26 protein-coding genes are annotated in these 22,914 nt (G+C 59.0%); 13 read left to right on the top strand and 13 right to left on the bottom strand.

Annotation, left to right across the window (positions count from 1 at the left end; all coding sequences use genetic code 11):
* Nucleotides 1-279: 279 nt before the first annotated feature.
* Nucleotides 280-1,173 carry a ZIP family metal transporter gene (locus JFU11_RS20310; RefSeq protein ID WP_201121354.1) on the top strand — a complete coding sequence of 298 codons (894 nt, stop codon included), beginning with the start codon at nucleotides 280-282 and terminating at the stop codon, nucleotides 1,171-1,173.
* Nucleotides 1,174-1,350: 177 nt separating this feature from the next.
* On the opposite strand, the gene JFU11_RS20305 is transcribed toward JFU11_RS20310, so the two are convergent.
* The 10 genes from JFU11_RS20305 to JFU11_RS20260 all read right to left on the bottom strand — a co-directional run bounded on the left by JFU11_RS20305 (nucleotide 1,351) and on the right by JFU11_RS20260 (nucleotide 8,383).
* Nucleotides 1,351-1,626, bottom strand: a complete 276-nt coding sequence (locus tag JFU11_RS20305; RefSeq protein ID WP_008037392.1) for an HPr family phosphocarrier protein — start codon at nucleotides 1,624-1,626, stop codon at nucleotides 1,351-1,353.
* Between the two features lie 15 nt (nucleotides 1,627-1,641).
* The gene (gene rapZ, locus JFU11_RS20300; RefSeq protein WP_123498993.1) at nucleotides 1,642-2,499 is read right to left on the bottom strand and encodes an RNase adapter RapZ; all 858 of its coding nucleotides are present in this window, start codon (nucleotides 2,497-2,499) and stop codon (nucleotides 1,642-1,644) included.
* Between the two features lie 2 nt (nucleotides 2,500-2,501).
* Nucleotides 2,502-2,966 carry a PTS IIA-like nitrogen regulatory protein PtsN gene (gene ptsN / locus JFU11_RS20295; RefSeq protein ID WP_007901530.1) on the bottom strand — a complete coding sequence of 155 codons (465 nt, stop codon included), beginning with the start codon at nucleotides 2,964-2,966 and terminating at the stop codon, nucleotides 2,502-2,504.
* Nucleotides 2,967-2,978: 12 nt separating this feature from the next.
* Nucleotides 2,979-3,287: a ribosome-associated translation inhibitor RaiA gene (gene raiA, locus JFU11_RS20290; protein ID WP_003178005.1), complete on the bottom strand. Its 309-nt coding sequence runs from the start codon at nucleotides 3,285-3,287 to the stop codon at nucleotides 2,979-2,981.
* A gap of 79 nt (nucleotides 3,288-3,366) precedes the next feature.
* Nucleotides 3,367-4,860, bottom strand: a complete 1,494-nt coding sequence (locus JFU11_RS20285; RefSeq protein ID WP_032835202.1) for an RNA polymerase factor sigma-54 — start codon at nucleotides 4,858-4,860, stop codon at nucleotides 3,367-3,369.
* A 184-nt stretch (nucleotides 4,861-5,044) separates the two neighbouring features.
* Complete coding sequence (lptB, locus tag JFU11_RS20280; RefSeq protein ID WP_030128011.1) at nucleotides 5,045-5,770, bottom strand: LPS export ABC transporter ATP-binding protein; 726 nt, start codon at nucleotides 5,768-5,770, stop codon at nucleotides 5,045-5,047.
* Nucleotides 5,770-6,318, bottom strand: a complete 549-nt coding sequence (gene lptA, locus JFU11_RS20275; RefSeq protein WP_030128010.1) for a lipopolysaccharide transport periplasmic protein LptA — start codon at nucleotides 6,316-6,318, stop codon at nucleotides 5,770-5,772. The genes lptB and lptA overlap by 1 nt, the downstream gene beginning before the upstream one ends.
* Nucleotides 6,305-6,877 (bottom strand): LPS export ABC transporter periplasmic protein LptC, encoded by a 573-nt coding sequence (lptC, locus tag JFU11_RS20270; RefSeq protein ID WP_008008624.1) that lies wholly within the window; start codon nucleotides 6,875-6,877, stop codon nucleotides 6,305-6,307. Before lptC ends, lptA begins: the two co-directional genes overlap by 14 nt.
* A gap of 7 nt (nucleotides 6,878-6,884) precedes the next feature.
* Complete coding sequence (locus JFU11_RS20265) at nucleotides 6,885-7,409, bottom strand: HAD family hydrolase (RefSeq protein ID WP_008008625.1); 525 nt, start codon at nucleotides 7,407-7,409, stop codon at nucleotides 6,885-6,887.
* Complete coding sequence (locus tag JFU11_RS20260) at nucleotides 7,409-8,383, bottom strand: KpsF/GutQ family sugar-phosphate isomerase (protein ID WP_123720006.1); 975 nt, start codon at nucleotides 8,381-8,383, stop codon at nucleotides 7,409-7,411. The genes JFU11_RS20265 and JFU11_RS20260 overlap by 1 nt, the downstream gene beginning before the upstream one ends.
* 277 nt (nucleotides 8,384-8,660) lie before the next feature.
* On the opposite strand from JFU11_RS20260, the gene JFU11_RS20255 reads away from it, so the two are divergent.
* The 10 genes from JFU11_RS20255 to hisC all read left to right on the top strand — a co-directional run bounded on the left by JFU11_RS20255 (nucleotide 8,661) and on the right by hisC (nucleotide 16,639).
* Complete coding sequence (locus tag JFU11_RS20255) at nucleotides 8,661-9,470, top strand: ATP-binding cassette domain-containing protein (protein WP_038978972.1); 810 nt, start codon at nucleotides 8,661-8,663, stop codon at nucleotides 9,468-9,470.
* Nucleotides 9,470-10,267, top strand: a complete 798-nt coding sequence (gene mlaE, locus JFU11_RS20250) for a lipid asymmetry maintenance ABC transporter permease subunit MlaE (protein ID WP_123720005.1) — start codon at nucleotides 9,470-9,472, stop codon at nucleotides 10,265-10,267. Before JFU11_RS20255 ends, mlaE begins: the two co-directional genes overlap by 1 nt.
* Entirely contained in the window at nucleotides 10,267-10,734 is a 468-nt protein-coding gene (gene mlaD / locus JFU11_RS20245; protein ID WP_007901560.1) for an outer membrane lipid asymmetry maintenance protein MlaD, read from the top strand. The genes mlaE and mlaD overlap by 1 nt, the downstream gene beginning before the upstream one ends.
* 11 nt (nucleotides 10,735-10,745) lie before the next feature.
* Nucleotides 10,746-11,399, top strand: a complete 654-nt coding sequence (locus JFU11_RS20240; protein ID WP_123720004.1) for an ABC transporter substrate-binding protein — start codon at nucleotides 10,746-10,748, stop codon at nucleotides 11,397-11,399.
* A complete protein-coding gene (locus JFU11_RS20235; RefSeq protein ID WP_201061924.1) occupies nucleotides 11,396-11,701 on the top strand; it encodes an STAS domain-containing protein in 306 nt (101 codons plus the stop codon). The genes JFU11_RS20240 and JFU11_RS20235 overlap by 4 nt, the downstream gene beginning before the upstream one ends.
* A 114-nt stretch (nucleotides 11,702-11,815) precedes the next feature.
* Complete coding sequence (locus JFU11_RS20230) at nucleotides 11,816-12,055, top strand: BolA family protein (RefSeq protein ID WP_007912386.1); 240 nt, start codon at nucleotides 11,816-11,818, stop codon at nucleotides 12,053-12,055.
* A gap of 22 nt (nucleotides 12,056-12,077) precedes the next feature.
* A complete protein-coding gene (gene murA, locus JFU11_RS20225) occupies nucleotides 12,078-13,343 on the top strand; it encodes a UDP-N-acetylglucosamine 1-carboxyvinyltransferase (protein WP_007901567.1) in 1,266 nt (421 codons plus the stop codon).
* 143 nt (nucleotides 13,344-13,486) lie between these two features.
* Nucleotides 13,487-14,122, top strand: coding sequence for an ATP phosphoribosyltransferase (hisG, locus tag JFU11_RS20220; protein WP_007901570.1), 636 nt, complete (start codon nucleotides 13,487-13,489; stop codon nucleotides 14,120-14,122).
* Between the two features lie 124 nt (nucleotides 14,123-14,246).
* On the top strand, nucleotides 14,247-15,584 hold the full coding sequence (gene hisD, locus JFU11_RS20215) for a histidinol dehydrogenase (protein WP_123720002.1): 1,338 nt from the start codon (nucleotides 14,247-14,249) through the stop codon (nucleotides 15,582-15,584).
* Nucleotides 15,585-15,586: 2 nt separating this feature from the next.
* Complete coding sequence (gene hisC / locus JFU11_RS20210) at nucleotides 15,587-16,639, top strand: histidinol-phosphate transaminase (RefSeq protein WP_201061922.1); 1,053 nt, start codon at nucleotides 15,587-15,589, stop codon at nucleotides 16,637-16,639.
* Between the two features lie 116 nt (nucleotides 16,640-16,755).
* Here hisC and JFU11_RS20205 read toward each other — a convergent pair whose 3' ends face one another.
* The 3 genes from JFU11_RS20205 to algW all read right to left on the bottom strand — a co-directional run bounded on the left by JFU11_RS20205 (nucleotide 16,756) and on the right by algW (nucleotide 20,864).
* Entirely contained in the window at nucleotides 16,756-17,475 is a 720-nt protein-coding gene (locus JFU11_RS20205) for a DUF4198 domain-containing protein (RefSeq protein WP_201061920.1), read from the bottom strand.
* A gap of 13 nt (nucleotides 17,476-17,488) precedes the next feature.
* Complete coding sequence (locus tag JFU11_RS20200) at nucleotides 17,489-19,594, bottom strand: TonB-dependent receptor (protein ID WP_201121353.1); 2,106 nt, start codon at nucleotides 19,592-19,594, stop codon at nucleotides 17,489-17,491.
* Nucleotides 19,595-19,703: 109 nt separating this feature from the next.
* A complete protein-coding gene (gene algW, locus JFU11_RS20195; protein ID WP_123719998.1) occupies nucleotides 19,704-20,864 on the bottom strand; it encodes a Do family serine endopeptidase AlgW in 1,161 nt (386 codons plus the stop codon).
* Between the two features lie 103 nt (nucleotides 20,865-20,967).
* On the opposite strand from algW, the gene JFU11_RS20190 reads away from it, so the two are divergent.
* Nucleotides 20,968-21,726 (top strand): Nif3-like dinuclear metal center hexameric protein, encoded by a 759-nt coding sequence (locus tag JFU11_RS20190; RefSeq protein WP_007901591.1) that lies wholly within the window; start codon nucleotides 20,968-20,970, stop codon nucleotides 21,724-21,726.
* 261 nt (nucleotides 21,727-21,987) lie between these two features.
* Complete coding sequence (gene cysD / locus JFU11_RS20185; protein ID WP_008008639.1) at nucleotides 21,988-22,905, top strand: sulfate adenylyltransferase subunit CysD; 918 nt, start codon at nucleotides 21,988-21,990, stop codon at nucleotides 22,903-22,905.
* Nucleotides 22,906-22,914: the final 9 nt, after the last annotated feature.

Genomic DNA, 22,914 nt, shown 5'->3' with positions numbered 1-22,914 from the left:
TTCCCCTCCGCGCCGGGTCTGCTGTTGTGCAGGGCAAGGCGCGAGAAGCGTGGTTTGGTCATTCCAAATAAGCTTCGAGCAACGCAGCCCTGCACAACAGCAGGCCCGGCCCTTCGGGTTGTGCCTTAAAGCGGGCCAGGCTGCGTTGCAGGCCTTGGAAAGGGAACAACCATTCCCAGCGGCCTGCGCCTTGCCTGGCCCGCTTTAAGGCGACAACGCGGAGGGGGAACTAGTTGAGAACGCCCCCTAAGTCTCTATAAAAACAATCCAGGGCTGACTATGGGCACTGAAACACTGGCGGTCGGAAGTGGACGAATGTTTCGTTACGCACTGGGATCGCTGTTACTGCTGGCGGGCATGACGTTATTGGCTGCTCAAGGGCTGAGCTGGCTGGACCTCGAACCGAAACTGCAGCGCGCCCTGCAAGGTGGTGCGATTTGCGCCTTGGGCACCGCTTTGGGCGCGGTGCCGGTGCTGGTGATTCGGCAGATGCCTCAGGTAGTCAGCGACATATTGCTCGGTTTCGGGGCCGGAGTGATGCTCGCGGCGACGGCGTTTTCGCTGATCGTGCCGGGTATTGCCGCGGCCGAAAACCTCGGCCTGACGCCTTGGGCGGCCAGCAGCCTGATCAGCTTCGGCATCATGCTGGGTGCATTCGGGTTGTTTCTGGTGGATCGCAGGGTGTCTGGCGCTACGCCTGAAATGATCGTGGGGACACTGGAGCGATCGGTGATTCCACCGCGGATCTGGTTGTTTGTGTTTGCCATCATCGCCCACAACATCCCCGAAGGCATGGCGGTCGGCGTCTCGGCCGGCGGTGGCATGCCTGACGCCGACAGCCTGGCCATGGGCATCGCCTTGCAGGATGTGCCGGAAGGGCTGGTGATTGCGTTGGTGTTGGCCGGAGCAGGGATGTCGCGGGTCAAGGCGTTCCTGATCGGTGCTGTGTCAGGTTTGGTTGAGCCGGTCTTCGCATTGTTGTGCGCCTGGCTGGTGAGCCTGGCCGAACTGCTGTTGCCTTTAGGGCTGGCACTAGCGGCCGGTGCGATGCTGCTGGTGGTGACTCACGAAGTCATCCCCGAATCGCGCCGCCATGGTTACGACAAACTGGCCAGCCTTGGGCTGCTGATCGGGTTTTGTCTGATGATGGTGATGGATACAGCGTTGGCTTGAGGTGTGCAAACTTGGCGAAGAGGTGCTTTTGTGGCGAGGGAGCTTGCTCCCGTTCGGCTGCGGAGCAGTCGTGAAATCAGCGAATGCGGTTATGTTTGGCGTACAACGGTGGCAGTTTTTGGGGCCGCTTCGCAGCCCGGCGGGAGCAAGCTCCCTCGCCACAAGAGCCTGCGCTGTTCATTCGCCTTCGTCGAAGTAACGGTTGATCAAGTCTGTCAGCGCATCCAGCGCTCTTTGCTCGTCTTCGCCTTCGGTACTGATATAGATTTTGGTGCCCTTGCCTGCAGCGAGCATCATCATGGCCATGATGCTTTTGCCATCGACCGTGGATTCCGGAGTGCGTCCTACTCTGATCGTGCAATCCTTGAACTCACCGGCGACGCCAACGAATTTTGCAGACGCGCGGGCATGCAGGCCCAGCTTGTTGATGATTTCGATTTCCAGAGCAGGCATCGCGATGTGAATCCTTTAGCTGAGGTCGCGGTGGCGGACCTGGACGTTCTTCAGGGTTTTTTGCAGGACCTGACCCAGACGTTCGGTCAGGTAGACAGAGCGGTGATGCCCGCCGGTGCAGCCAATGGCAATGGTGACATAGGCACGGTTGCTGGCGGCAAAGCGGGGCAGCCACTTGAGCAGGTACGAGGAAATGTCCTGGAACATCTCTTCGACGTCAGGCTGTGCCGCCAGGTACTCGGCCACCGGTTGATCGAGCCCGGACTGTGCCCGTAGCTCCGGCTTCCAGTAAGGGTTGGGCAGGCAGCGCACGTCGAACACCAGATCGGCGTCCACCGGCATGCCACGCTTGAACCCGAAAGATTCCACCAGGAACGCAGTGCCCGGTTCCGGCTGATTCAGCAGGCGCAGCTTGATGGTATCGCGCAGCTGATACAGGTTCAGATTGGTGGTATTGACCTTGAGGTCGGCCAGATCGGCGATAGGCCCCAGCAGATTGGTTTCGTCCTGTATCGCCTCCGCCAATGAGCGATTGGCGCTGCTCAGCGGGTGACGACGGCGAGTTTCCGAAAAGCGTTTGAGCAAGGTTTCTTCGTCGGCGTCCAGGTACAGCACATCGCACTGGATATGCCGGCTGCGGACCTCTTCCAGCAATTCGGGGAACCGTGACAGGTGGCTCGGCAGGTTGCGCGCATCAATGGACACGGCCACCAGCGGTTGTGCCAGCTCGGTGTGAATCAGCGCGCGTTCGGCCAGTTCCGGCAGCAAACCAGCAGGCAGGTTGTCGATGCAGTAGTAGCCGTTGTCCTCGAGCACATCGAGGGCGGTACTTTTACCTGAGCCGGAGCGGCCACTGACGATGATCAGGCGCATGATTAGTGACCGTTTTGCTCGTCCAGGACAACCTGATACAAGGCTTCGTTGCTCGGGGCGCTGCGCAGCTTCTCACGCACTTCCTTGCGATCCAGCATGCTGGCGATCTGACGGAGCAATTCCAGGTGTGCATCGGTGGCAGCTTCCGGGACCAGCAGAACGAACAGCAGGTCAACCGGGGCGCCATCAATGGCGTCGAAATCGATAGGGGCTTCCAGGTGCAGCAGCGCACTGATTGGCGAGGTGCAGCCTTTAAGCCGGCAGTGGGGGATGGCGATGCCGTTGCCGAAACCGGTAGAACCGAGTTTCTCACGGGCAATCAGGGCCTCGAATACGTCCTGCATTTCCAGATCCGGTACTTCGCGGTGGATAAGGTTGGCAATTTGCTCGAGGGCTTTCTTTTTACTGCCACCCGGCGCGTTCACTTGGGAACGGCCGGGGGTCAGGATGGTTTCTAGTCGGATCATGGATTGGGGGTGTTAACGACCGGTCGCGCCCTGGAGGAGGCTCTGGGTCTTTTCCTTATGCTTTTTAAGTTGGCGATCCAGCTTGTCGGTCAGCAGGTCGATGGCGGCATACATGTCCGTATGCTCGGCATTGGCGACCACTTCTCCGCCGGGAATATGCAGCGTGGCTTCGATCTTCTGCAGCAGTTTTTCGACGTTCATCGTGACTTGCACATTGGTGATCTTGTCGAAATGCCTCTCTAATCGGTCGAGTTTTTCGCCGATGTAGGTGCGCAGGGGTTCGGTCACTTCCAGTTGGTGTCCACTGATGTTGACTTGCATACAGCTTCTCCTTCGTTGCCAGTGCATAAAGCGGCAGGCAGAAATGCCTGCCACTGGAACGCTGTGGCGAGCCCGGCGGCTACATCAACCGCTTCCGTTCGCTGGAAGGCGCGATCCCCAGGGATTCGCGGTACTTGGCGACGGTGCGACGGGCTACCTGAATGCCTTGTGCCTCCAGTAAACCAGCGATCTTGCTGTCACTCAACGGCTTTTTCTGATTTTCCGCAGCAACCAGTTTTTTGATGATCGCGCGGATCGCCGTGGACGAGCATTCACCGCCTTCGGAGGTACTGACGTGGCTGGAAAAAAAGTATTTCAGTTCATAGATGCCCCGTGGGGTATGCATGAATTTTTGCGTGGTCACCCGTGAAATCGTCGATTCATGCATGCCCACCGCTTCGGCGATGTCGTGCAGCACCAACGGCTTCATGGCTTCGTCACCGTATTCTAGAAAGCCGCGTTGATGCTCGACGATCTGGGTGGCGACTTTCATCAGGGTTTCATTGCGGCTTTGCAGGCTCTTGATGAACCAGCGAGCTTCCTGCAACTGATTACGCATGAAGGTGTTGTCGGCGCTGGTATCGGCGCGGCGCACGAAACCGGCGTATTGGGCGTTGACCCGCAGGCGTGGCACCGATTCCTGGTTCAGCTCCACCAGCCAGCGCTCGTTGTCCTTGCGCACGATCACGTCGGGAACGACGTATTCGGCTTCGGTGGACTCGATCTGTGAGCCCGGGCGCGGGTTGAGGCTCTGGACCAATTCGATGACCTGACGCAGTTCATCTTCCTTGAGCTTCATGCGGCGCATCAGCTGGCTGTAGTCGCGGCTGCCGAGCAGGTCGATGTAATCGGTGACCAGGCGCTTGGCCTCGGCCAGCCAAGGGGTCTTGGCGGGCAGCTGGCGCAGTTGCAGCAGCAGGCATTCGCCGAGATTGCGGGCGCCGATGCCAGCGGGTTCGAATTGCTGGATGCGGTGCAGGACGGCTTCGATTTCGTCCAGTTCGATGTCCAGTTCCGGGTCGAAGGCTTCGAGGATTTCCTCAAGGGTTTCGTCCAGGTAGCCCTGATTGTTGATGCAGTCGATCAGGGTCACGGCGATCAGGCGATCGGTGTCGGACATCGGTGCGAGGTTCAGTTGCCAGAGCAAATGGCTTTGCAGGCTTTCACCGACCGATGTGCGGGTGGTGAAATCCCACTCGTCGTCATCGTTGCTCGGCAGGCTGCTGGCGCTGGTCTGGTAGACGTCTTCCCAGGCCGTGTCGACGGGCAATTCGTTAGGAATGCGCTCATTCCAGTCGCCTTCCTCGAGGTTATCCACCGTTGGGGCGGTTTCCTGGTAGGAGGGTTCCTGAATGTCGGCGTTGGGTTTCTGTTCGGCGCTATCGGCCAAGGGGTCGGCATTATCGAAGTCGTCGCCTTCTTCCTGGCGTTCGAGCATCGGATTGGACTCCAGGGCCTCCTGGATTTCCTGTTGCAGGTCCAGGGTCGACAATTGGAGCAGGCGGATGGCCTGTTGCAGCTGCGGTGTCATCGTCAGCTGCTGGCCCATTCTCAAGACTAGCGATGGTTTCATGGCAGGGGCTTAACACCTTATTCGCCGGCGCACATGCGCCATCCACTACAGGGCGCCGAAGCGCCAAACATAAGCAAATTATATGCCCGAAACTGAAGTGTTTGCCTAGAGCGCTGTAACAATAAAAACTTATTGATTTTTTATTGAAGTGAGCGCTCTCTCGGCGACCCGGGCACCTCAGTGCTTACAGGCGGAACTCATGACCCAGATACACTTCCTTGACCAGTTCATTGGCCAGGATGGTGGCGGAGTCACCTTCAGCGATCAGTTGACCATCGTTGACGATGTAGGCGGTTTCGCAGATATCCAGGGTTTCACGGACGTTATGGTCCGTGATCAGCACACCAATGCCTTTGGCCTTGAGGTGATGAATGATCTGCTTGATATCGCCCACCGAAATCGGGTCCACACCGGCGAAAGGTTCGTCGAGGAGGATGAATTTCGGATTGGTGGCCAGTGCCCGGGCAATTTCCACGCGGCGGCGTTCACCACCGGACAGGCTCATGCCGAGGTTGTCGCGGATGTGGTGGATGTGAAATTCCTGCAGCAGGCTTTCCAGCTCTTGGCGACGACCGGCCTTGTCGAGTTCCTTGCGGGTCTCGAGGATGGCCATGATGTTGTCGGCCACCGACAATTTGCGGAAGATCGACGCTTCTTGCGGAAGATAGCCGATACCCGCCTTCGCACGACCGTGCATCGGCTGGTGGCTGACATCCAGGTCATCGATCAGTACGCGGCCCTGATCGGCCTGTACCAGGCCGACAATCATGTAGAAGCAGGTGGTTTTACCGGCGCCGTTAGGGCCAAGCAGGCCGACGATCTGACCGCTGTCGATGGACAGGCTGACGTCGCGCACGACCTGACGGCTCTTGTAGCTCTTGGCCAGATGCTGAGCTTTCAGAGTTGCCATTACTGGGCCTTTTGCTCGTCAGTTTTCTTCTTCGGCTGGATCACCATGTCGATGCGAGGACGCGCCTCGGTAACCTTGTTACCCGTGGCGCGACCGGCGCTCGCAAGCTTTTTGACCGTGTCGTAGACGATTTTCTCGCCTTGGGTGACGTTGTTGTCTTTATCGATGACTTTGGCGCGATCGATCAGCACGACGCGGTTTTGCGAGGCGTGGTACTGAATAGTCACTCCGTAACCCTGAACAGGCTTGGTGTCGCCCGCCGTTTGCAGTTGCTCGAAGTAGGCGAGGTTGCCTACCGAGGTCACCACGTCGATGTCGCCGGCCGGGGTGCGGGTGATGGTCACGGTGTTACCGGTGACCTTCATCGAGCCCTGCGTAATGATTACATCGCCTTTATAAGTGGCAACGCCATTCTTGTCGTCCAGTTGGGCATCGTCGGCCTGAATGCGGATAGGCTGCTCTTGATCGTTCGGCAGAGCCCAGGCGCTCACGCTTCCCAGTGCTGCGCCCAGACTGAGCAAAATAGGGAGAGTTTTAACGAGCCTCATACTGTCCTCTTACGTTCGATAGCAGGTGTATCCTGCTTTCTTTCAAGTACGCTTTCATTCCGTTGCCTGTCGATACACCGCCGGCGCCGTCGATTCTAACGGGTTGATCGGTCTGCGCATATTGCTGCTGCGGGAACACTGTCATACGGGTGGTGGTAATCAGGGTTTTGCGGTTTTTTTCGTCGAAACGGGTGATACGTACCGAGTCAATCAGCTCGACTTGAGTACCGTCCGGGTTGACTTCGCCGCGCTCGCTCTGGACGTGCCAGGGGAATTCGGTGCCACGGAACATGTTCAGGTCAGGATTGGTCAGCAACGTCACTTCGGTCGCTTTCAGGTGTTCAACCTTGTCCGACGTCATCTCGTATTGCAGTTTGCCGTCGGGCAGGTACTGCACGCTGTGGGCGTTGACGGCGTAATAGTCGATCGCGCTTTCATCGACCTTCACCACCGGTTTGTCGAGGAAGCGTTCCGGGCTGATGTTCCAGTAGCCGACCGCTGCAAAAATCGCTGCGATGCAACCGAACATCAGGATGTTGCGAATCTTTTTGCTCAGCATGATGGGCTCACAGGTACGCGGCGTTGGCCGCATCGAGGCGGCCCTGGGCGCGCAGGATCAATTCGCAGAATTCGCGAGCAGCACCCTCGCCACCGCGGGCCTGGGTGATGCCGTGGGCGTGTTCGCGCACGAAACTGGCAGCGCTGGCCACCGCCATGCCAAGGCCAACACGGCGAATCACCGGCAGGTCTGGCAGGTCGTCGCCAAGGTAGGCCACTTGTTCATAGCTCAGGTTGAGCTGGGCAAGAAGTTCGTCGAGCACCACCAGTTTGTCTTCGCGACCCTGGTACAGGTGTGGAATGCCGAGGTTCTTCGCACGCCGTTCAACCACCGGGGTCTTGCGGCCGCTGATGATAGCGGTCTGCACGCCGGCTGCCATCAACATCTTGATGCCCTGGCCGTCGAGGGTGTTGAAAGTCTTGAATTCGCTGCCGTCTTCGAGGAAGTACAGGCGCCCATCGGTCAGTACGCCGTCGACGTCGAATACCGCCAGTTTGATCTGTTTGCCGCGTTGCAGCAGGTCCGTGCTCATTACATTACTCCCGCACGCAGCAAATCGTGCATGTTCAAGGCGCCGACCGGGCGGTCTTCGCTGTCGACCACTACCAGTGCGTTGATCTTGTGGTCTTCCATGATTTTCAGCGCCTCGGCGGCGAGCATCTCGGCACGTGCGGTCTTGCCGTGGGCGGTCATCACTTCATCAATGGTCGTGCTGTGGATATCAATGGTGCGGTCCAGAGTGCGGCGCAGATCGCCGTCGGTGAAGATCCCGGCGAGTTTTCCATCTGTGCTCAGTACAACGGTCATGCCCAACCCCTTACGGGTCATTTCCATCAAGGCATCCTTGAGCAGCGTACCGCACGTCACTTGCGGTAATTCGGTGCCGGCATGCATGACGTTTTCCACTTTCAGCAACAAGCGACGGCCAAGGGCGCCACCCGGGTGGGAAAAAGCGAAATCTTCAGCGGTAAAACCGCGAGCTTCAAGCAAGGCAACGGCAAGGGCGTCACCCATGACCAGGGCCGCGGTGGTCGACGAGGTAGGTGCCAGATTCAGCGGGCAGGCTTCGTGTTCGACGCTTACATTGAGGTTGACTTCAGCTGCCTTGGCCAGCGGCGACTCGGGGTTACCGGTCAGGCTGATCATTTGAATGCCCTGGCGCTTGATCAGCGGCAGCAAGGTGACGATTTCGTTGGTGGACCCGGAGTTCGACAGCGCCAATATGATGTCATCACGGGTGATCATGCCCATGTCGCCATGGCTGGCCTCGGCCGGATGCACAAAAAACGCCGTGGTGCCGGTGCTGGCCAGGGTGGCGGCAATCTTGTTGCCGATATGTCCCGATTTGCCCATGCCGACCACGACCACGCGGCCTTTGCTGGCCAGAATCATCTCGCAAGCGCGTACGAAATCTGCGTCGATATGGGGCAATAAGCCTTGTACGGCTTCCAGTTCGAGGCGGATGGTACGTTGTGCTGATTGAATCAGGTCGCTGGATTGGTTCATGTCGGAAATCGAATAGCCTGATGAAAAGGCGGCGATTATAACGGTAATGATCAAAACCCTCACGCAAGTTCGTTGCGGTTTGTCATTACTTGTTACCGAATCTCTCTAAATAGATGATTTCAGGCGGTCATGTTGCTGAACATGCCCGGCTTGGGCCTTGGGCGCTTGAGCTTTGCAGTGATATAGTTCGCCGCCAGTTCGGCCTGCCCGGGGGAGGTATGTGCTTTCGCCAGAAAGCCAGGCGTCCGAGTGAGAGGCTGCATCGCAAGGAGTTTAGATGAGTGCCGATAACGCCTACGCGGTCGAGCTGAAGGGACTGACCTTCAAGCGCGGTACGCGCAGCATTTTCAATAACGTCGATATCCGCATACCGCGCGGCAAGGTCACCGGCATCATGGGGCCTTCCGGGTGTGGCAAGACCACGCTGTTGCGGCTGATAGGCGCACAGTTGCGTCCTACCAGCGGCGAAGTCTGGGTCAACGGCCAGAACCTGCCAACGTTGTCGCGCAGCGATCTGTTCGATGCGCGCAAGCACATGGGTGTGTTGTTTCAGAGCGGCGCGTTGTTTACCGATCTTGATGTGTTCGAGAACGTTGCCTTTCCGCTGCGTGTTCATACCGAGCTGCCGGAAGAAATGATCCGCGACATTGTCTTGCTCAAATTGCAGGCAGTGGGCTTGCGTGGCGCCATCGACCTGATGCCTGACGAATTGTCCGGCGGCATGAAACGTCGCGTCGCGCTGGCCCGGGCAATTGCGCTCGATCCGCGAATCCTTATGTATGACGAGCCCTTTGTCGGCCAGGACCCGATCGCCATGGGCGTACTGGTGCGCCTGATCCGCCTGCTCAACGATGCGCTGGGCATCACCAGTATCGTGGTTTCCCACGACCTGGCCGAGACCGCGAGCATCGCTGACCACCTCATTGTGGTGGGCGACGGGCAAGTGTTGGGCCAGGGCACACCCAAGGATTTGATGAAATCGGATGAGCCACGTATTCGTCAATTCTTGACTGGCGAACCCGACGGCCCGGTCGCATACCACTTTCCAGCGCCGGATTACCGCGCAGATCTTCTGGGGAAGCGCTGATGCGCAAGATTTCATTAATAGAAAGAGTACGCCGCTTCGGCTTCGCCGGCATTGATGTGCTGGCGGTGTTCGGGCGTTCGGCGCTGTTCCTGTTTCATGCCTTGCTCGGTCGTGGCGGCATCGGCGGCGGTTTTGGCCTGCTGGTCAAGCAACTGCATTCGGTGGGTGTGATGTCCCTGGTGATCATCGTGGTCTCCGGGGTGTTCATCGGCATGGTGCTGGCGCTGCAGGGTTTTAACATTCTGTCCAGCTACGGTTCGGAGCAGGCCGTCGGGCAGATGGTTGCGCTGACGCTGTTGCGGGAACTGGGGCCGGTGGTCACGGCCTTGCTGTTCGCCGGTCGCGCGGGTTCGGCCCTGACCGCTGAAATCGGCAACATGAAGTCCACCGAGCAATTATCCAGCCTGGAAATGATCGGGGTCGACCCGCTCAAGTACATCATTGCCCCGCGCCTGTGGGCCGGCTTCATTTCCCTGCCGGTGCTGACGATGATTTTTAGCGTGGTGGGTATCTGGGGCGGTTCGTGGGTGGCTGTCGACTGGCTGGGTGTCTATGACGGCTCCTACTGGTCGAACATGCAAAACAGCGTGACGTTTGTCGACGATGTGCTCAACGGTATTATCAAAAGCATCGTTTTTGCCTTCGTCGTGACCTGGATCGCCGTATTCCAAGGCTATGACTGCGAGCCCACTTCCGAGGGGATCAGTCGTGCCACTACCAAGACCGTGGTGTATGCCTCTTTGGCTGTACTCGGCCTGGACTTTATTTTGACCGCCTTGATGTTTGGAGATTTCTGATGCAAAACCGCACCCTGGAAATCGGTGTCGGCCTTTTCTTGCTGGCTGGCATCCTGGCTTTGCTGTTGCTTGCGTTGCGGGTCAGTGGTCTGTCCCCGAGCGCAACCACCGAAACTTATAAACTTTATGCATATTTCGACAATATCGCCGGTTTGACGGTCAGAGCTAAAGTGACCATGGCCGGTGTGACCATCGGCAAGGTCACGGCGATCGATCTGGACCGCGACAGCTTCACCGGTCGGGTGACCATGCAACTGGAAAAGCGCGTAGATAATCTGCCGACTGACTCCACTGCCTCTATCCTGACCGCTGGCCTGTTGGGTGAGAAATACATCGGTATCAGTGTGGGCGGGGAGGAAACCCTGCTCAAGGAGGGTGGAACCATCCACGACACGCAGTCGTCACTGGTACTCGAGGACTTGATCGGTAAATTTCTGCTCAATACCGTTAGCAAAGACGCCAAATGAGGAGCTTTTGAATGATCTCTATCTTGCGACGTGGCCTGTTGGTAATACTCGCGGCCTTGCCGTTGATGGCTAACGCCGTGGCGGGGTCTTCCGCCCACGATCTGGTACAGGACACCACCACCCGGTTGTTGGCGGATCTTGCCGCGAACAAAGAAAAGTACAAACAGGACCCGCAGGACTTTTATACGGCGCTGAATACCATCGTCGGTCCTGTGGTGGATGCCGAAGGTATTTCCAAGAGCATCATGACGGTCAAGTATTCACGCAAGGCGACCCCCGAGCAGATGCAGAAGTTTGTCGAGAACTTCAAAAAAGGCCTGTTCCAGTTCTATGGCAATGCTTTGCTTGAGTACGACAACCAGGGCATCGTCGTCGATCCTGCCAAGGATGAGTCGGGAGACCGTACCAGCGTTGGCATGACGGTCAAAAGCAGCAGCGGCGCGATCTATCCTGTGTCTTACACACTCGAAAAGATCAATGGCGAGTGGAAGCTGCGCAACGTGATCATCAATGGCATCAATATCGGCAAGCTGTTCCGCGATCAGTTCGCTGATGCGATGCAGCGCAATGGCAACGATCTGGACAAAACCATCAACGGTTGGGCCGGGGAAGTCGCCAAAGCCAAGGAAACCACCGAGAAATCTACCGAGACCCAAACCCAATGAGTGAGTCGGCCATTCGCATGAGCGAATCCGGCGAGCTGCTGCTCAGTGGCGTACTGGATTACCGGACAGGCCCGAACCTGCGCAAGCAGGGGCAGGCGCTGATCAAGTCCAGTAACGCAGCTGCGCTGGTGGTTGATTGCTCCTCGGTGGAGAAGTCCAGCAGCGTCGGCTTGTCGCTGCTGCTGTGCTTCATGCGCGATGCTCAGGCGGCCGGTAAGGCCCTGAGCATTCGTGCGATACCCGAAGATATGCGTGAAATCGCTCAGGTCAGCGAATTGACCGAGCTGTTGGCGCATCCCTGAACCGCATCTATAAAGAAGCCCCCCGTCAGAGTCCTGCTTCGCGGGGTTCGCAGGCGCGGGGCTTTTTTGTATGATGTCCGACCCGCGCGCACAGGGCGCCGATTGAGGTTGAGCATGCAGGCCGTAGAAGTGAAGAGCTTCCTTGAAGGAAAGCTGCCCGGAACGCTGGTAGAAGTTGAGGGCGAAGGCTGCAACTTTCAGCTGAACGTGATTAGCGATGAACTGGCGGCGTTGAGCCCGGTGAAGCGTCAGCAGCAGATCTATGCCCATTTGAACCCATGGATCACCGATGGCAGCATCCATGCGGTCACTATGAAATTTTTCAGCAGCGCGGCCTGGGCCGAGCGCACCTGAGCCCAAGGGCGTCGAGATTCTTATGGATAAATTGATTATTACCGGTGGCGTTCGTCTTGATGGCGAAATCCGCATCTCCGGGGCAAAGAACTCTGCCCTGCCGATCCTGGCTGCAACCCTGCTGTGCGATGGCCCGGTTACCGTTGCCAACCTGCCGCACCTGCACGACATCACCACCATGATCGAGCTGTTCGGTCGCATGGGCATCGAGCCGGTGATCGACGAGAAGCTCAGCGTCGAAATCGACCCGCGCACCATCAAGACCCTGATCGCGCCGTACGAACTGGTGAAAACCATGCGTGCCTCGATCCTGGTACTGGGTCCGATGGTTGCCCGTTTCGGCGAAGCCGAAGTCGCACTGCCTGGCGGTTGCGCCATCGGTTCGCGTCCGGTCGACCTGCACATCCGTGGCCTCGAGGCCATGGGCGCGGTCATCGACGTTGAAGGCGGCTACATCAAGGCCAAGGCCCCTGAGGGTGGCCTGCGCGGTGCGCACTTCTTCTTCGACACCGTCAGCGTGACCGGTACCGAAAACATCATGATGGCGGCCGCTCTGGCCAAGGGCCGTAGCGTGCTGGCGAACGCCGCTCGCGAGCCTGAGGTCATCGACCTGGCGAACTTCCTGAACGCCATGGGCGCCAAGATCACTGGCGCCGGCACCGATACCATCACCATCGATGGCGTCGAGCGTCTGCACCCGACCACTTACAAGGTGATGCCTGACCGTATCGAAACCGGCACCTACCTGGTGGCGGCAGCGGTGACCGGCGGTCGCGTGAAGGTCAAGGACACTGATCCGACCATCCTCGAAGCCGTTCTGGAAAAACTCCGCGAATCGGGTGCTGAAATCACCTGCGGCGAAGACTGGATCGAGCTGAACATGCACGGCAAACGGCCAAAAGCCGTTAACGTGCGGACCGCTCCATACCCGGCGTTCCCGACCGACATGCAGGCGCAGTTCATCTCCCTCAACGCCATTGCCGAAGGCACTGGTGCGGTGATCGAGACGATCTTCGAAAACCGCTTCATGCACGTTTACGAACTGCACCGCATGGGCGCTCATATCCAGGTCGAAGGCAACACCGCCATCGTCACCGGCATCGAGAAGCTCAAGGGCGCGCCAGTAATGGCCACCGACCTGCGTGCTTCGGCCAGCCTGGTGATCTCGGCGCTGATCGCCGAAGGCGATACCCTGATCGACCGCATCTACCACATCGACCGTGGTTACGAGTGCATCGAAGAGAAACTGCAGATGCTCGGCGCGAAAATCCGCCGCGTACCGGGCTAGTTTCTGCTGCATGGGTGCAGGGACGCGCCCGTTGGTTTCGTTTAAAGTCGAGGGTAGTCTTTTCATTAGAGAGACGCCCTCGATGTGTGTCCGGCGCCGTTTGCGACCGGGCATCAGTAGCCTGATAAGGACTGACGTTTCCCATGTTGACCATCGCACTGTCCAAGGGCCGCATCCTTGACGACACCCTGCCGCTTCTGGCTGAAGCGGGCATCGTGCCGACCGAGAATCCGGACAAGAGCCGCAAGCTGATCATCCCCACGACCCAGGCCGATGTGCGCCTGCTGATCGTGCGCGCCACCGATGTGCCGACCTACGTCGAGCATGGTGCCGCGGACCTCGGCGTCGCCGGTAAAGATGTGCTGATGGAATATGGCGGCCAGGGTCTGTACGAGCCTCTGGATCTGCGAATTGCCCTCTGCAAGCTGATGACTGCCGGCCGTGTCGGCGATGTCGAGCCCAAGGGCCGTCTGCGGGTGGCAACCAAATTCGTCAACGTCGCCAAGCGTTACTACGCCGAGCAGGGCCGTCAGGTCGACATCATCAAGCTTTACGGCTCGATGGAGCTGGCGCCGCTGATCGGTCTGGCGGACAAGATCATCGACGTGGTCGACACCGGTAACACCCTGCGTGCCAATGGCCTGGAACCCCAGGATTTCATTGCCGACATCAGCTCGCGGCTGATCGTCAACAAAGCTTCGATGAAAATGCAACACGCCCGTATCCAGGCGTTGATCGACACCCTGCGCAAGGCAGTGGAGTCTCGACACCGCGGCTGATTTACCTGCGCGACCTTGAGTCGCGCCGTCTATCCGCCTCATAGCCAGAATTCTCAGGTGCCCAAGCGGATCGAATGTTAGCTTCGGGCGCCTGAGTTTTTGCCAATCCTATGAGGCTCTCGCTATGACCGCACCGACTGCAATTCGCCGACTCAACGCTGCTGACCCGGATTTCGCACATCATCTGGATCATCTGCTGAGCTGGGAAAGTGTGTCTGACGACTCGGTCAATCAGCGGGTGCTGGACATCATCAAGGCTGTGCGCGAGCGTGGCGACGCGGCGCTGGTGGAATTCACCCAGAAGTTCGACGGCCTGCAAGTCGCCTCCATGGCAGACCTGATCCTGCCGCGCGAGCGCCTGGAACTGGCATTGACCCGGATCACCGCGCCTCAGCGCGAAGCCCTGGAAAAAGCCGCAGCCCGCGTGCGCAGCTATCACGAAAAACAGAAACAGGATTCCTGGAGCTACACCGAAGCCGACGGCACGGTGCTGGGCCAGAAGGTCACGCCGCTGGATCGCGCCGGTCTGTATGTGCCGGGCGGCAAGGCGTCGTACCCGTCCTCGGTGCTGATGAACGCAATTCCGGCCAAGGTTGCAGGCGTGACCGAAGTGGTCATGGTCGTGCCGACGCCGCGCGGCGAAATCAACGAGCTGGTGCTGGCCGCGGCCTGCATCGCCGGGGTTGACCGGGTGTTCACCATCGGCGGCGCCCAGGCAGTTGCGGCGCTGGCTTACGGCACCGAAAGCGTGCCGAAGGTCGACAAGGTTGTTGGCCCTGGCAACATCTACGTCGCCACCGCCAAGCGCCACGTGTTCGGCCAGGTCGGCATCGACATGATCGCCGGCCCGTCGGAGATCCTTGTGGTGTGTGACGGCCAGACCGATCCGGACTGGATTGCCATGGACCTGTTCTCCCAGGCCGAGCACGACGAAGACGCCCAGGCGATTCTGGTCAGCCCGGACGCCGAGTTCCTCGACAAGGTCGCAGCGAGCATCGCCAAGCTGCTGCCGACCATGGAACGCGCCGAGATCATCGAAACCTCGATCAATGGTCGCGGTGCACTGATCAAGGTTCGCGACATGGAACAAGCCATTGAAGTGGCCAACCGTATTGCGCCAGAACACCTGGAGTTGTCGGTTGCCGATCCGCAGGCCTGGTTGCCGCAGATTCGTCACGCCGGTGCGATCTTCATGGGCCGTCACACGTCCGAAGCCCTGGGCGACTATTGCGCAGGTCCAAACCACGTGTTGCCGACGTCCGGCACCGCGCGCTTCTCTTCGCCACTGGGTGTTTACGACTTCCAGAAACGCTCGTCGATCATCTTCTGCTCCGAGCAGGGTGCCTCCGAACTGGGCAAAACCGCTTCCGTGCTGGCCCGTGGCGAGTCGCTGACCGCTCACGCCCGCAGCGCCGAATACCGCATCGTTGACGAAGACTTTTTTCAAGGGCAGGGCAACTGAACATGAGTAAATTCTGGAGTCCCTTCGTCAAGAGCCTGGTGCCTTACGTTCCGGGCGAGCAGCCAAAGCTGGCGAAACTGGTGAAGCTCAATACCAACGAAAACCCGTACGGCCCATCGCCCAAAGCGTTGGCCGCGATGCAGACCGAACTGAACGACAACCTGCGTCTGTACCCTGACCCGAACAGCGACCTGCTCAAGCAGGCTGTTGCCAAGTACTACGGCGTGCAGGACAATCAGGTTTTCCTCGGCAACGGTTCCGATGAAGTCCTGGCACACATTTTCCACGGTTTGCTGCAACACGATCAGCCGGTGTTGTTCCCGGATATCAGCTACAGCTTCTACCCGGTTTACTGCGGGTTGTACGGCATTGCATTCGACGCGGTGCCACTGGATGAGCAATTCCAGATCAACCCGGCAGACTACGCCAAGCCGAACGGCGGGATCATTTTCCCTAACCCGAACGCGCCGACCGGTTGCCTGTTGGCGCTGGACGCGGTTGAGCAAATCCTCAAGGCCAGCCCGGATTCGGTGGTCGTGGTGGATGAGGCTTACATTGATTTCGGCGGTGAAACGGCGATCACGCTGGTGGACCGTTATTCGAACCTGTTGGTGACTCAGACCCTGTCCAAGTCCCGTTCGCTGGCGGGCCTGCGGGTGGGCCTGGCGGTGGGGCATCCGGACCTGATCGAGGCGCTGGAGCGGATCAAGAACAGCTTCAACTCCTACCCGCTGGATCGTCTGGCGATTGTCGGGGCTGCGGCGGCATTCGAGGATCGCGAGTATTTCGACAAGACCTGCCGGTTGGTCATCGAGAGTCGCGAGAAGGTGGTCTCGCAGTTGGAAGCGAAGGGGTTTGAGGTGTTGCCGTCGGCAGCAAACTTCATTTTCGCCCGTCACCCGAAGCACGATGCGGCAGGGCTGGCGGCGAAGTTGCGCGAACAGGGCGTGATTGTTCGGCACTTCAAGCAAGAGCGGATTGCCCAGTTCCTGCGTATTTCCATCGGCGCGCCGGAGCAGAATCAGGCGCTGATCGACGGCCTCGGCGACCTGTAAGGCTTCCCCGATCCTGTGGGAGCGTGGCTTGCCCGCGATAAACGATAACGCGGTCTACCTATTGCACCGCGGCGTCCCCATCGCGGGCAAGCCACGCTCCCACAAGGTTGGGTGAGTTACTCGTGATGCGGTTCGCCAAGGAAGGTCAGCGACGTGAACAGCCCGCGTGTCGCCACATCCGGGTTGTCCTTCAGCGGAATCTCCATCTGCGCCGCAATCACATTCAACCCTTCATTACGCACCAATACTTGCGCCCGACCTTCTGCGTCGGTCTCGGTGCTTAACGTATTTGGCGCGCTACGATAGTCGCCCACCAGCTTCACGCCCGCCGCCGGCTTACCGTCCAATAGCACTCGAACCGGCAACGATTTACCCGGCCCGACCGTCAGCGGATCAACCTCCGGCAGAATCAGCAATTTCATCTGATCGAGCTTCGGCAACTTCGCCCCCGGCTGGTATATCGCCAGGCTGTATTTGAAGGTCTGGGTCGACTCAATGGCCCCCGGTACTTTGCTGCGTCCTTCGTTGATCCATTTCTTATCCGCCGTCTGCGACCACATGCCATTGTTCAACGCCACGGCCATCACCGCCGGTGATTCCAACGGCTGCAGACGGGCGTGGTCGGCCAGTCGTTGCACGTTCACCGGGATCATTTTTCCGGCTACGTCATAGGCCCAAGCGCCGCTGATTTTCTGCGCCTTGAAGGCGTTGTCTTCGGCGCCGTGGCCGTAGATGACTTCGATGTTGCCGCGACGTTGTTCGGTCCAGAGACCGTGGGCCGAGACTTGGCCGGCACACAGCAGACTGAGTAGCGCCAAGGATTTTAGGTGTTGCATGGTGGACGTCCTTTTACAGGTTGAGTGTCAGGCTGACGGTGAAATTGCGTGGCTCGCCGGGGTTGACCCAGTAGTTGCTGTAGGACCGCTCGAAGTATTTCTCGTCGAAAAGGTTGTTCAGGTTCAGGCCCACGGTGACGTTTTCACTGGCCTTGTAATGGGCCAGCAGGTCGACGGTGTGGTAGGCCGGCAGTTCGAAATCGCTGCCGGCTTCACCCGAGCGATCGCCGACGTAGGTGAACGCTGCGCCAAGGTCCGAACCGCGCAAATGGCCATCCTGAAATTCATAAACGCCCAACAGACTGCCGCTGCGTTTGGCCACGCCGAGAATTCGGCTGCCAGTGGGGATCACTTTGTCGCCTTGGGTGACTTCGGCGTCGATGTAAGCGAAAGCACCGATCACTCGCACGGCATCGGTCACTTGCCCGGTGGCTTGCAGGTCGACACCCTGGCTGCGGGCCTTGCCCATGGCGCGGCTGGAATCGGTGCTCGGATCGAGCGCCAGGACGTTTTCCTTTTCGATATGGAAGGCGGCGAGGGTGGTGCTCAAGCGGTCGTCGAACAGCTCGCTCTTGATCCCGACTTCATAACCGGTGCCTTCTTCCGGGTCGAAGGATTTGCCGGCGGCGTCCAGCCCGTTGTTCGGTTTGAACGAGGTGGAGGCGTTGGCGAATAACCCCACTTCAGGCGTCAGTTGGTAGAGCAGGCCGGCTCGCTGGGTCAGTGCGTCGTGGCGCTGGCGGCTGGTCGCGTTGCGGCTGTGATCGTCGATGCTTTGTTCGAAATGTTCGAAGCGCGCACCGATCATGCCGCGCAGTTTGTCGGTGAAAACGATCTGGTCCTGAAGGTTCAGTGCCTGGCTTTCGACATGCTCGAAGAAGTCGGTCCCGGAGCGTGCGCCATTGGGTTTCGGCTGGCCGTAGATCGGTCGATAGATATCGATGGCGTAAGGGCCGCCGGCAATGGTCGTGACCCGTTCGTTCTTGCGGAAATTCTCGTATTCGCTGCCGATCAGCAGCTCGTGTTGCCAGCTACCGATGTCGAACAAACCGCGCAGTTCGAGTTGAGTGATGCTGTCATGCCAGTTGGTATCGCGCTCGCGATAGCGACGGTTGACGGTGTGGCCATCGGCGTTCAAGGGACGGTTTTCGGAGGCGAAGCCCCAGAGTTTGCCTTCCTTGTAATGGCTGGCGAGGCGCAGTTTCCAGCGGTCGTTAAGCTGATGTTCGAGGGCGGCTTGCAGCAGATTGTTGTGGTTGTCGATGTTGCCGTCGTTGGGTTCGCCAAGGAAGGTCGAACGGGAGACGCCGCTCCATTTATTGTTCGGCGCGACGATACCGCGATCGAATGTCGAGCTGTGGCGAACGAATTCGCTCTCCACCAACAGGCTGGTGTCCGGGTTAAGTTGCCAGCTGAACGAGGGCGCAACAAACACACGCTGACTGTCTACGTGATCGCGAAAGCTGTGGTTGTCCTCGACCGCCAGGTTCACCCGGGACAGAACGTTGCCCTCATCATCCAGCGGGGTGTTGACGTCCACGGCGGTGCGATAGCGATCCCAGCTGCCGGTGCTGGTTTGCAGTGTGGTGAAGGCTTCGGGCTGGGGTTTTTTGGTGACGATGTTCACCGTACCGCCCGGATCGCCACGACCATAGAGGCTGGCGGCCGGTCCTTTGAGCACTTCGATGCGTTCGATGTTGGCCACGTCCGGCGTGCTCGGATAGCCGCGGTTGGCGCTGAAGCCGTCCTTGTAGAACTCCGACGTGGTGAAGCCGCGCACGCTGTATTCGTAAAGCGTCAGGCCGCCGAAGTTGTTCTGCTTCGATACGCCACCGGCAAATTCCAGGGCGCGTTCGACGCTGGTGCTGCCCAGGTCCTTGAGCACACTGACGGGAATCACACTGATCGATTGCGGGATATCGCGAATGGCCGTGTCGGTCTTGGTTGCGCTGGCAGAGCGCGTGACGCGGTAACCCTTGACCGGGCCGGTGGGGGATTCGTAGTCGGAGGTGACGCTGATAGCGTCCAGTTCAACGGTTTGCGACTCTTCGGCGAAGACCGGATCCCCCAGCAAACCGAGGGCCAGGCCTGCGAGGGAAGCCATTGTTCGAGACGACATGTTATGTTGTTCCAATAGTAATATTGAAACAATATAACATGCCTAATGAGAATGTCTGCTGTTACGGCTTCGGAGTTGTGGAGCTGCTGAGGGCGCAGCTCCTACCGGCTTACTCTCCTTCCTTTTCCTTGATCGGCGCGGGTGGCGGACGCAGACCGATTTCTGCCGTGAGCTTGAGCTCTTTACCGTTGCGCATCACCTGAATGGTGACCTTGTCGGTCGGCTTGATTCGCGCCACCTGGTTCATCGAACGGCGACCGTCACCGGCCGGTTCACCGTCGATGCTGAGGATCACGTCGCCCAGTTGCAGGCCGGCCTTCTGTGCCGGGCCGTCACGGAAAATCCCCGCAACTACAATCCCCGGGCGTCCGGACAGACCAAACGATTCCGCCAGTTCCTGACTCAACGGTTGCACTTCAATGCCGAGCCAGCCGCGAATCACCTGGCCGTGTTCGATGATCGACTTCATCACTTCCATCGCCAGTTTGACCGGGATCGCGAAGCCGATGCCCTGAGAACCGCCGGATTTGGAGAAGATCGCCGTGTTGATGCCGGTCAGGTTGCCGTTGGCGTCCACCAGCGCACCGCCGGAGTTGCCGGGGTTGATCGCGGCGTCGGTCTGGATGAAGTCCTCGTAGTTGTTCAGCCCGAGCTGATTGCGCCCGGTGGCGCTGATGATGCCCATGGTCACGGTCTGGCCGACGCCGAACGGGTTGCCGATGGCCAGGGCCACGTCGCCGATACGGATATTGTCGGAACGGCCGACGGTGATCGACGGCAGGTTTTTCAGGTCGATCTTCAACACCGCGAGGTCGGTTTCCGGGTCGCTGCCGATGACTCGGGCCAGGGTTTCACGACCATCCTTGAGCGCCACCACGATCTGGTCGGCACCGCTGGTCACGTGGTTGTTGGTCAGCAGGTAACCTTCCGGGCTCATGATCACGCCCGAACCGAGGCTCGACTCCATACGCTTCTGCTTGGGTGAGTTGTCGCCGAAGAAGCGGCGGAACTGCGGATCTTCGAACAACGGATGGCTGGGCTTGTTGACCACTTTGGTGGTGTACAGGTTGACCACCGACGGCGCGGCCGTGGTCACCGCGTCGGCATAGGACACCGGACCCTGCTGCAAACCGAGGGTTTGCGGGGCTTGCTGCAGATTCACGTCCAGGCTCGGTAGCCCCACCCATTGCGGGTAACGCTGCATAATCAATAGAGCGATAAGCACGCCGGCCAACAGCGGCCAGCCGGAAAAACGCAGCGCCTTGAGCATTAAGCACGTCCTACAGAGGTTGCAGGCGGTGTGAGACCGCCCATAATGTCGCGCATTATACGAGGCCGAGCGCGCCTCTGAACGGGATATTTAGGAGTCTTTTATGGCCGTCGCCCTGAGCACCCTGGTCGAAGAAGCCGACCGCTACCTGGCAAGTGCGAAGATCGCCGATTACTGCCCCAATGGTTTGCAGGTCGAAGGCCGGCCACAAGTGATGCGCATCGTCAGCGGCGTCACCGCCAGCCAGGCGTTGTTGGACGCCGCGGTAGAGGCCCAGGCCGATCTGGTGCTGGTGCATCACGGCTATTTCTGGAAAGGTGAGAACCCGTGCATTACCGGCATGAAGCAGCGCCGGTTGAAAACCTTGCTCAAGCACGATATCAGCCTGCTGTCTTATCACTTGCCGCTGGATCTGCACCCGGAAGTCGGCAATAACGTGCAGCTTGCCCGGCAACTGGACATCACCGTCGAAGGCCCGCTGGATCCGGACAATCTGAAAGTCGTTGGCCTGGTCGGCTCGTTGAGCGAACCGATGACCCCTCGCGATTTCGCCCGTCGCGTGCAGGAAGTCATGGGGCGCGAGCCATTGCTGATCGAAGGCAGCGAGATGATTCGTCGGGTCGGCTGGTGCACCGGTGGCGGCCAGGGTTACATTGATCAGGCGGTGTTGGCCGGCGTCGATCTGTACCTCAGCGGCGAAGCCTCCGAGCAGACGTTCCACAGCGCCCGGGAAAACGACATCAGCTTCATCGCCGCCGGTCACCACGCCACCGAGCGTTACGGTGTGCAGGCTTTGGGCGATTACCTGGCGCGACGTTTCGCCCTCGAGCACATCTTCATCGATTGCCCGAACCCTATTTGATTTCGGACTGCAATGCGGTCACCTCTGTAGGAGCTGCCGAAGGCTGCGATCTTTTGATTTTAAAGATCAAGATCAAAAGATCGCAGCCTTCGGCAGCTCCTACAAGGGGTGGGTTTCCAATCTGGAGTGCCCAAACGAGGGGGTATATTCATATACCCTTTCGATCTAGCCAGCGTCCTGATTAGAAGGGGGCGCTGTGCTAGGATTCCCCGCTCGAACACGGCCCGCAGGCCGTCCATAAGATCGTTTTCGTGAGTAGCCATGGTCGACAAACTGACGCATCTGAAACAGCTGGAGGCCGAAAGCATCCACATCATCCGCGAGGTCGCCGCCGAGTTCGATAACCCGGTGATGCTGTACTCCGTCGGTAAAGACTCCGCCGTGATGCTGCACCTGGCACGCAAGGCATTCTTCCCGGGCAAACTTCCGTTTCCGGTGATGCACGTCGACACCCAGTGGAAGTTCAAGGAAATGTACGCGTTCCGCGACCGCATGGTCGAAGAGCTCGGCCTGGACCTGCTGGTGCACGTGAATCCCGAGGGTGTTGCGCAGGGTATCAACCCGCTCACCCACGGCAGTGCCAAGCACACCGACATCATGAAGACCGAAGGCCTTAAACAGGCCCTCGACAAGTACGGCTTCGATGCGGCATTCGGTGGCGCCCGTCGCGACGAAGAGAAATCCCGGGCCAAAGAGCGCGTGTATTCCTTCCGTGATACCAAGCACCGCTGGGATCCGAAAAACCAGCGTCCCGAGTTGTGGAACGTCTACAACGGCAAGGTCAACAAGGGCGAATCGATCCGCGTATTCCCGTTGTCGAACTGGACCGAGCTGGACATCTGGCAGTACATCTACCTCGAAGGCATCCCGATCGTGCCGCTGTATTTCGCAGCCGAACGCGACGTCATCGAGATGAACGGCACCTGGATCATGATCGACGACGAGCGCCTGCTCAATCACTTGAGCGACGAAGACAAGGCGCGCATCGTCAAGAAGAAGGTCCGTTTCCGTACGCTGGGCGACTACCCGTTGACCGGTGCGGTCGAGTCCGAGGCCACCAGCCTGACCGACATCATTCAGGAAATGCTCCTGACGCGAACTTCCGAACGCCAGGGCCGAGTCATCGATCACGATGGCGCAGGTTCGATGGAAGAAAAGAAACGTCAGGGTTATTTCTAAGGGGTTGTC

Origin of the sequence: Pseudomonas sp. TH37, assembly GCF_016650735.1 — a bacterium.
GTDB lineage: Bacteria > Pseudomonadota > Gammaproteobacteria > Pseudomonadales > Pseudomonadaceae > Aquipseudomonas > Aquipseudomonas farris.
This window is presented reverse-complemented; position numbering and strand designations above follow the sequence as displayed.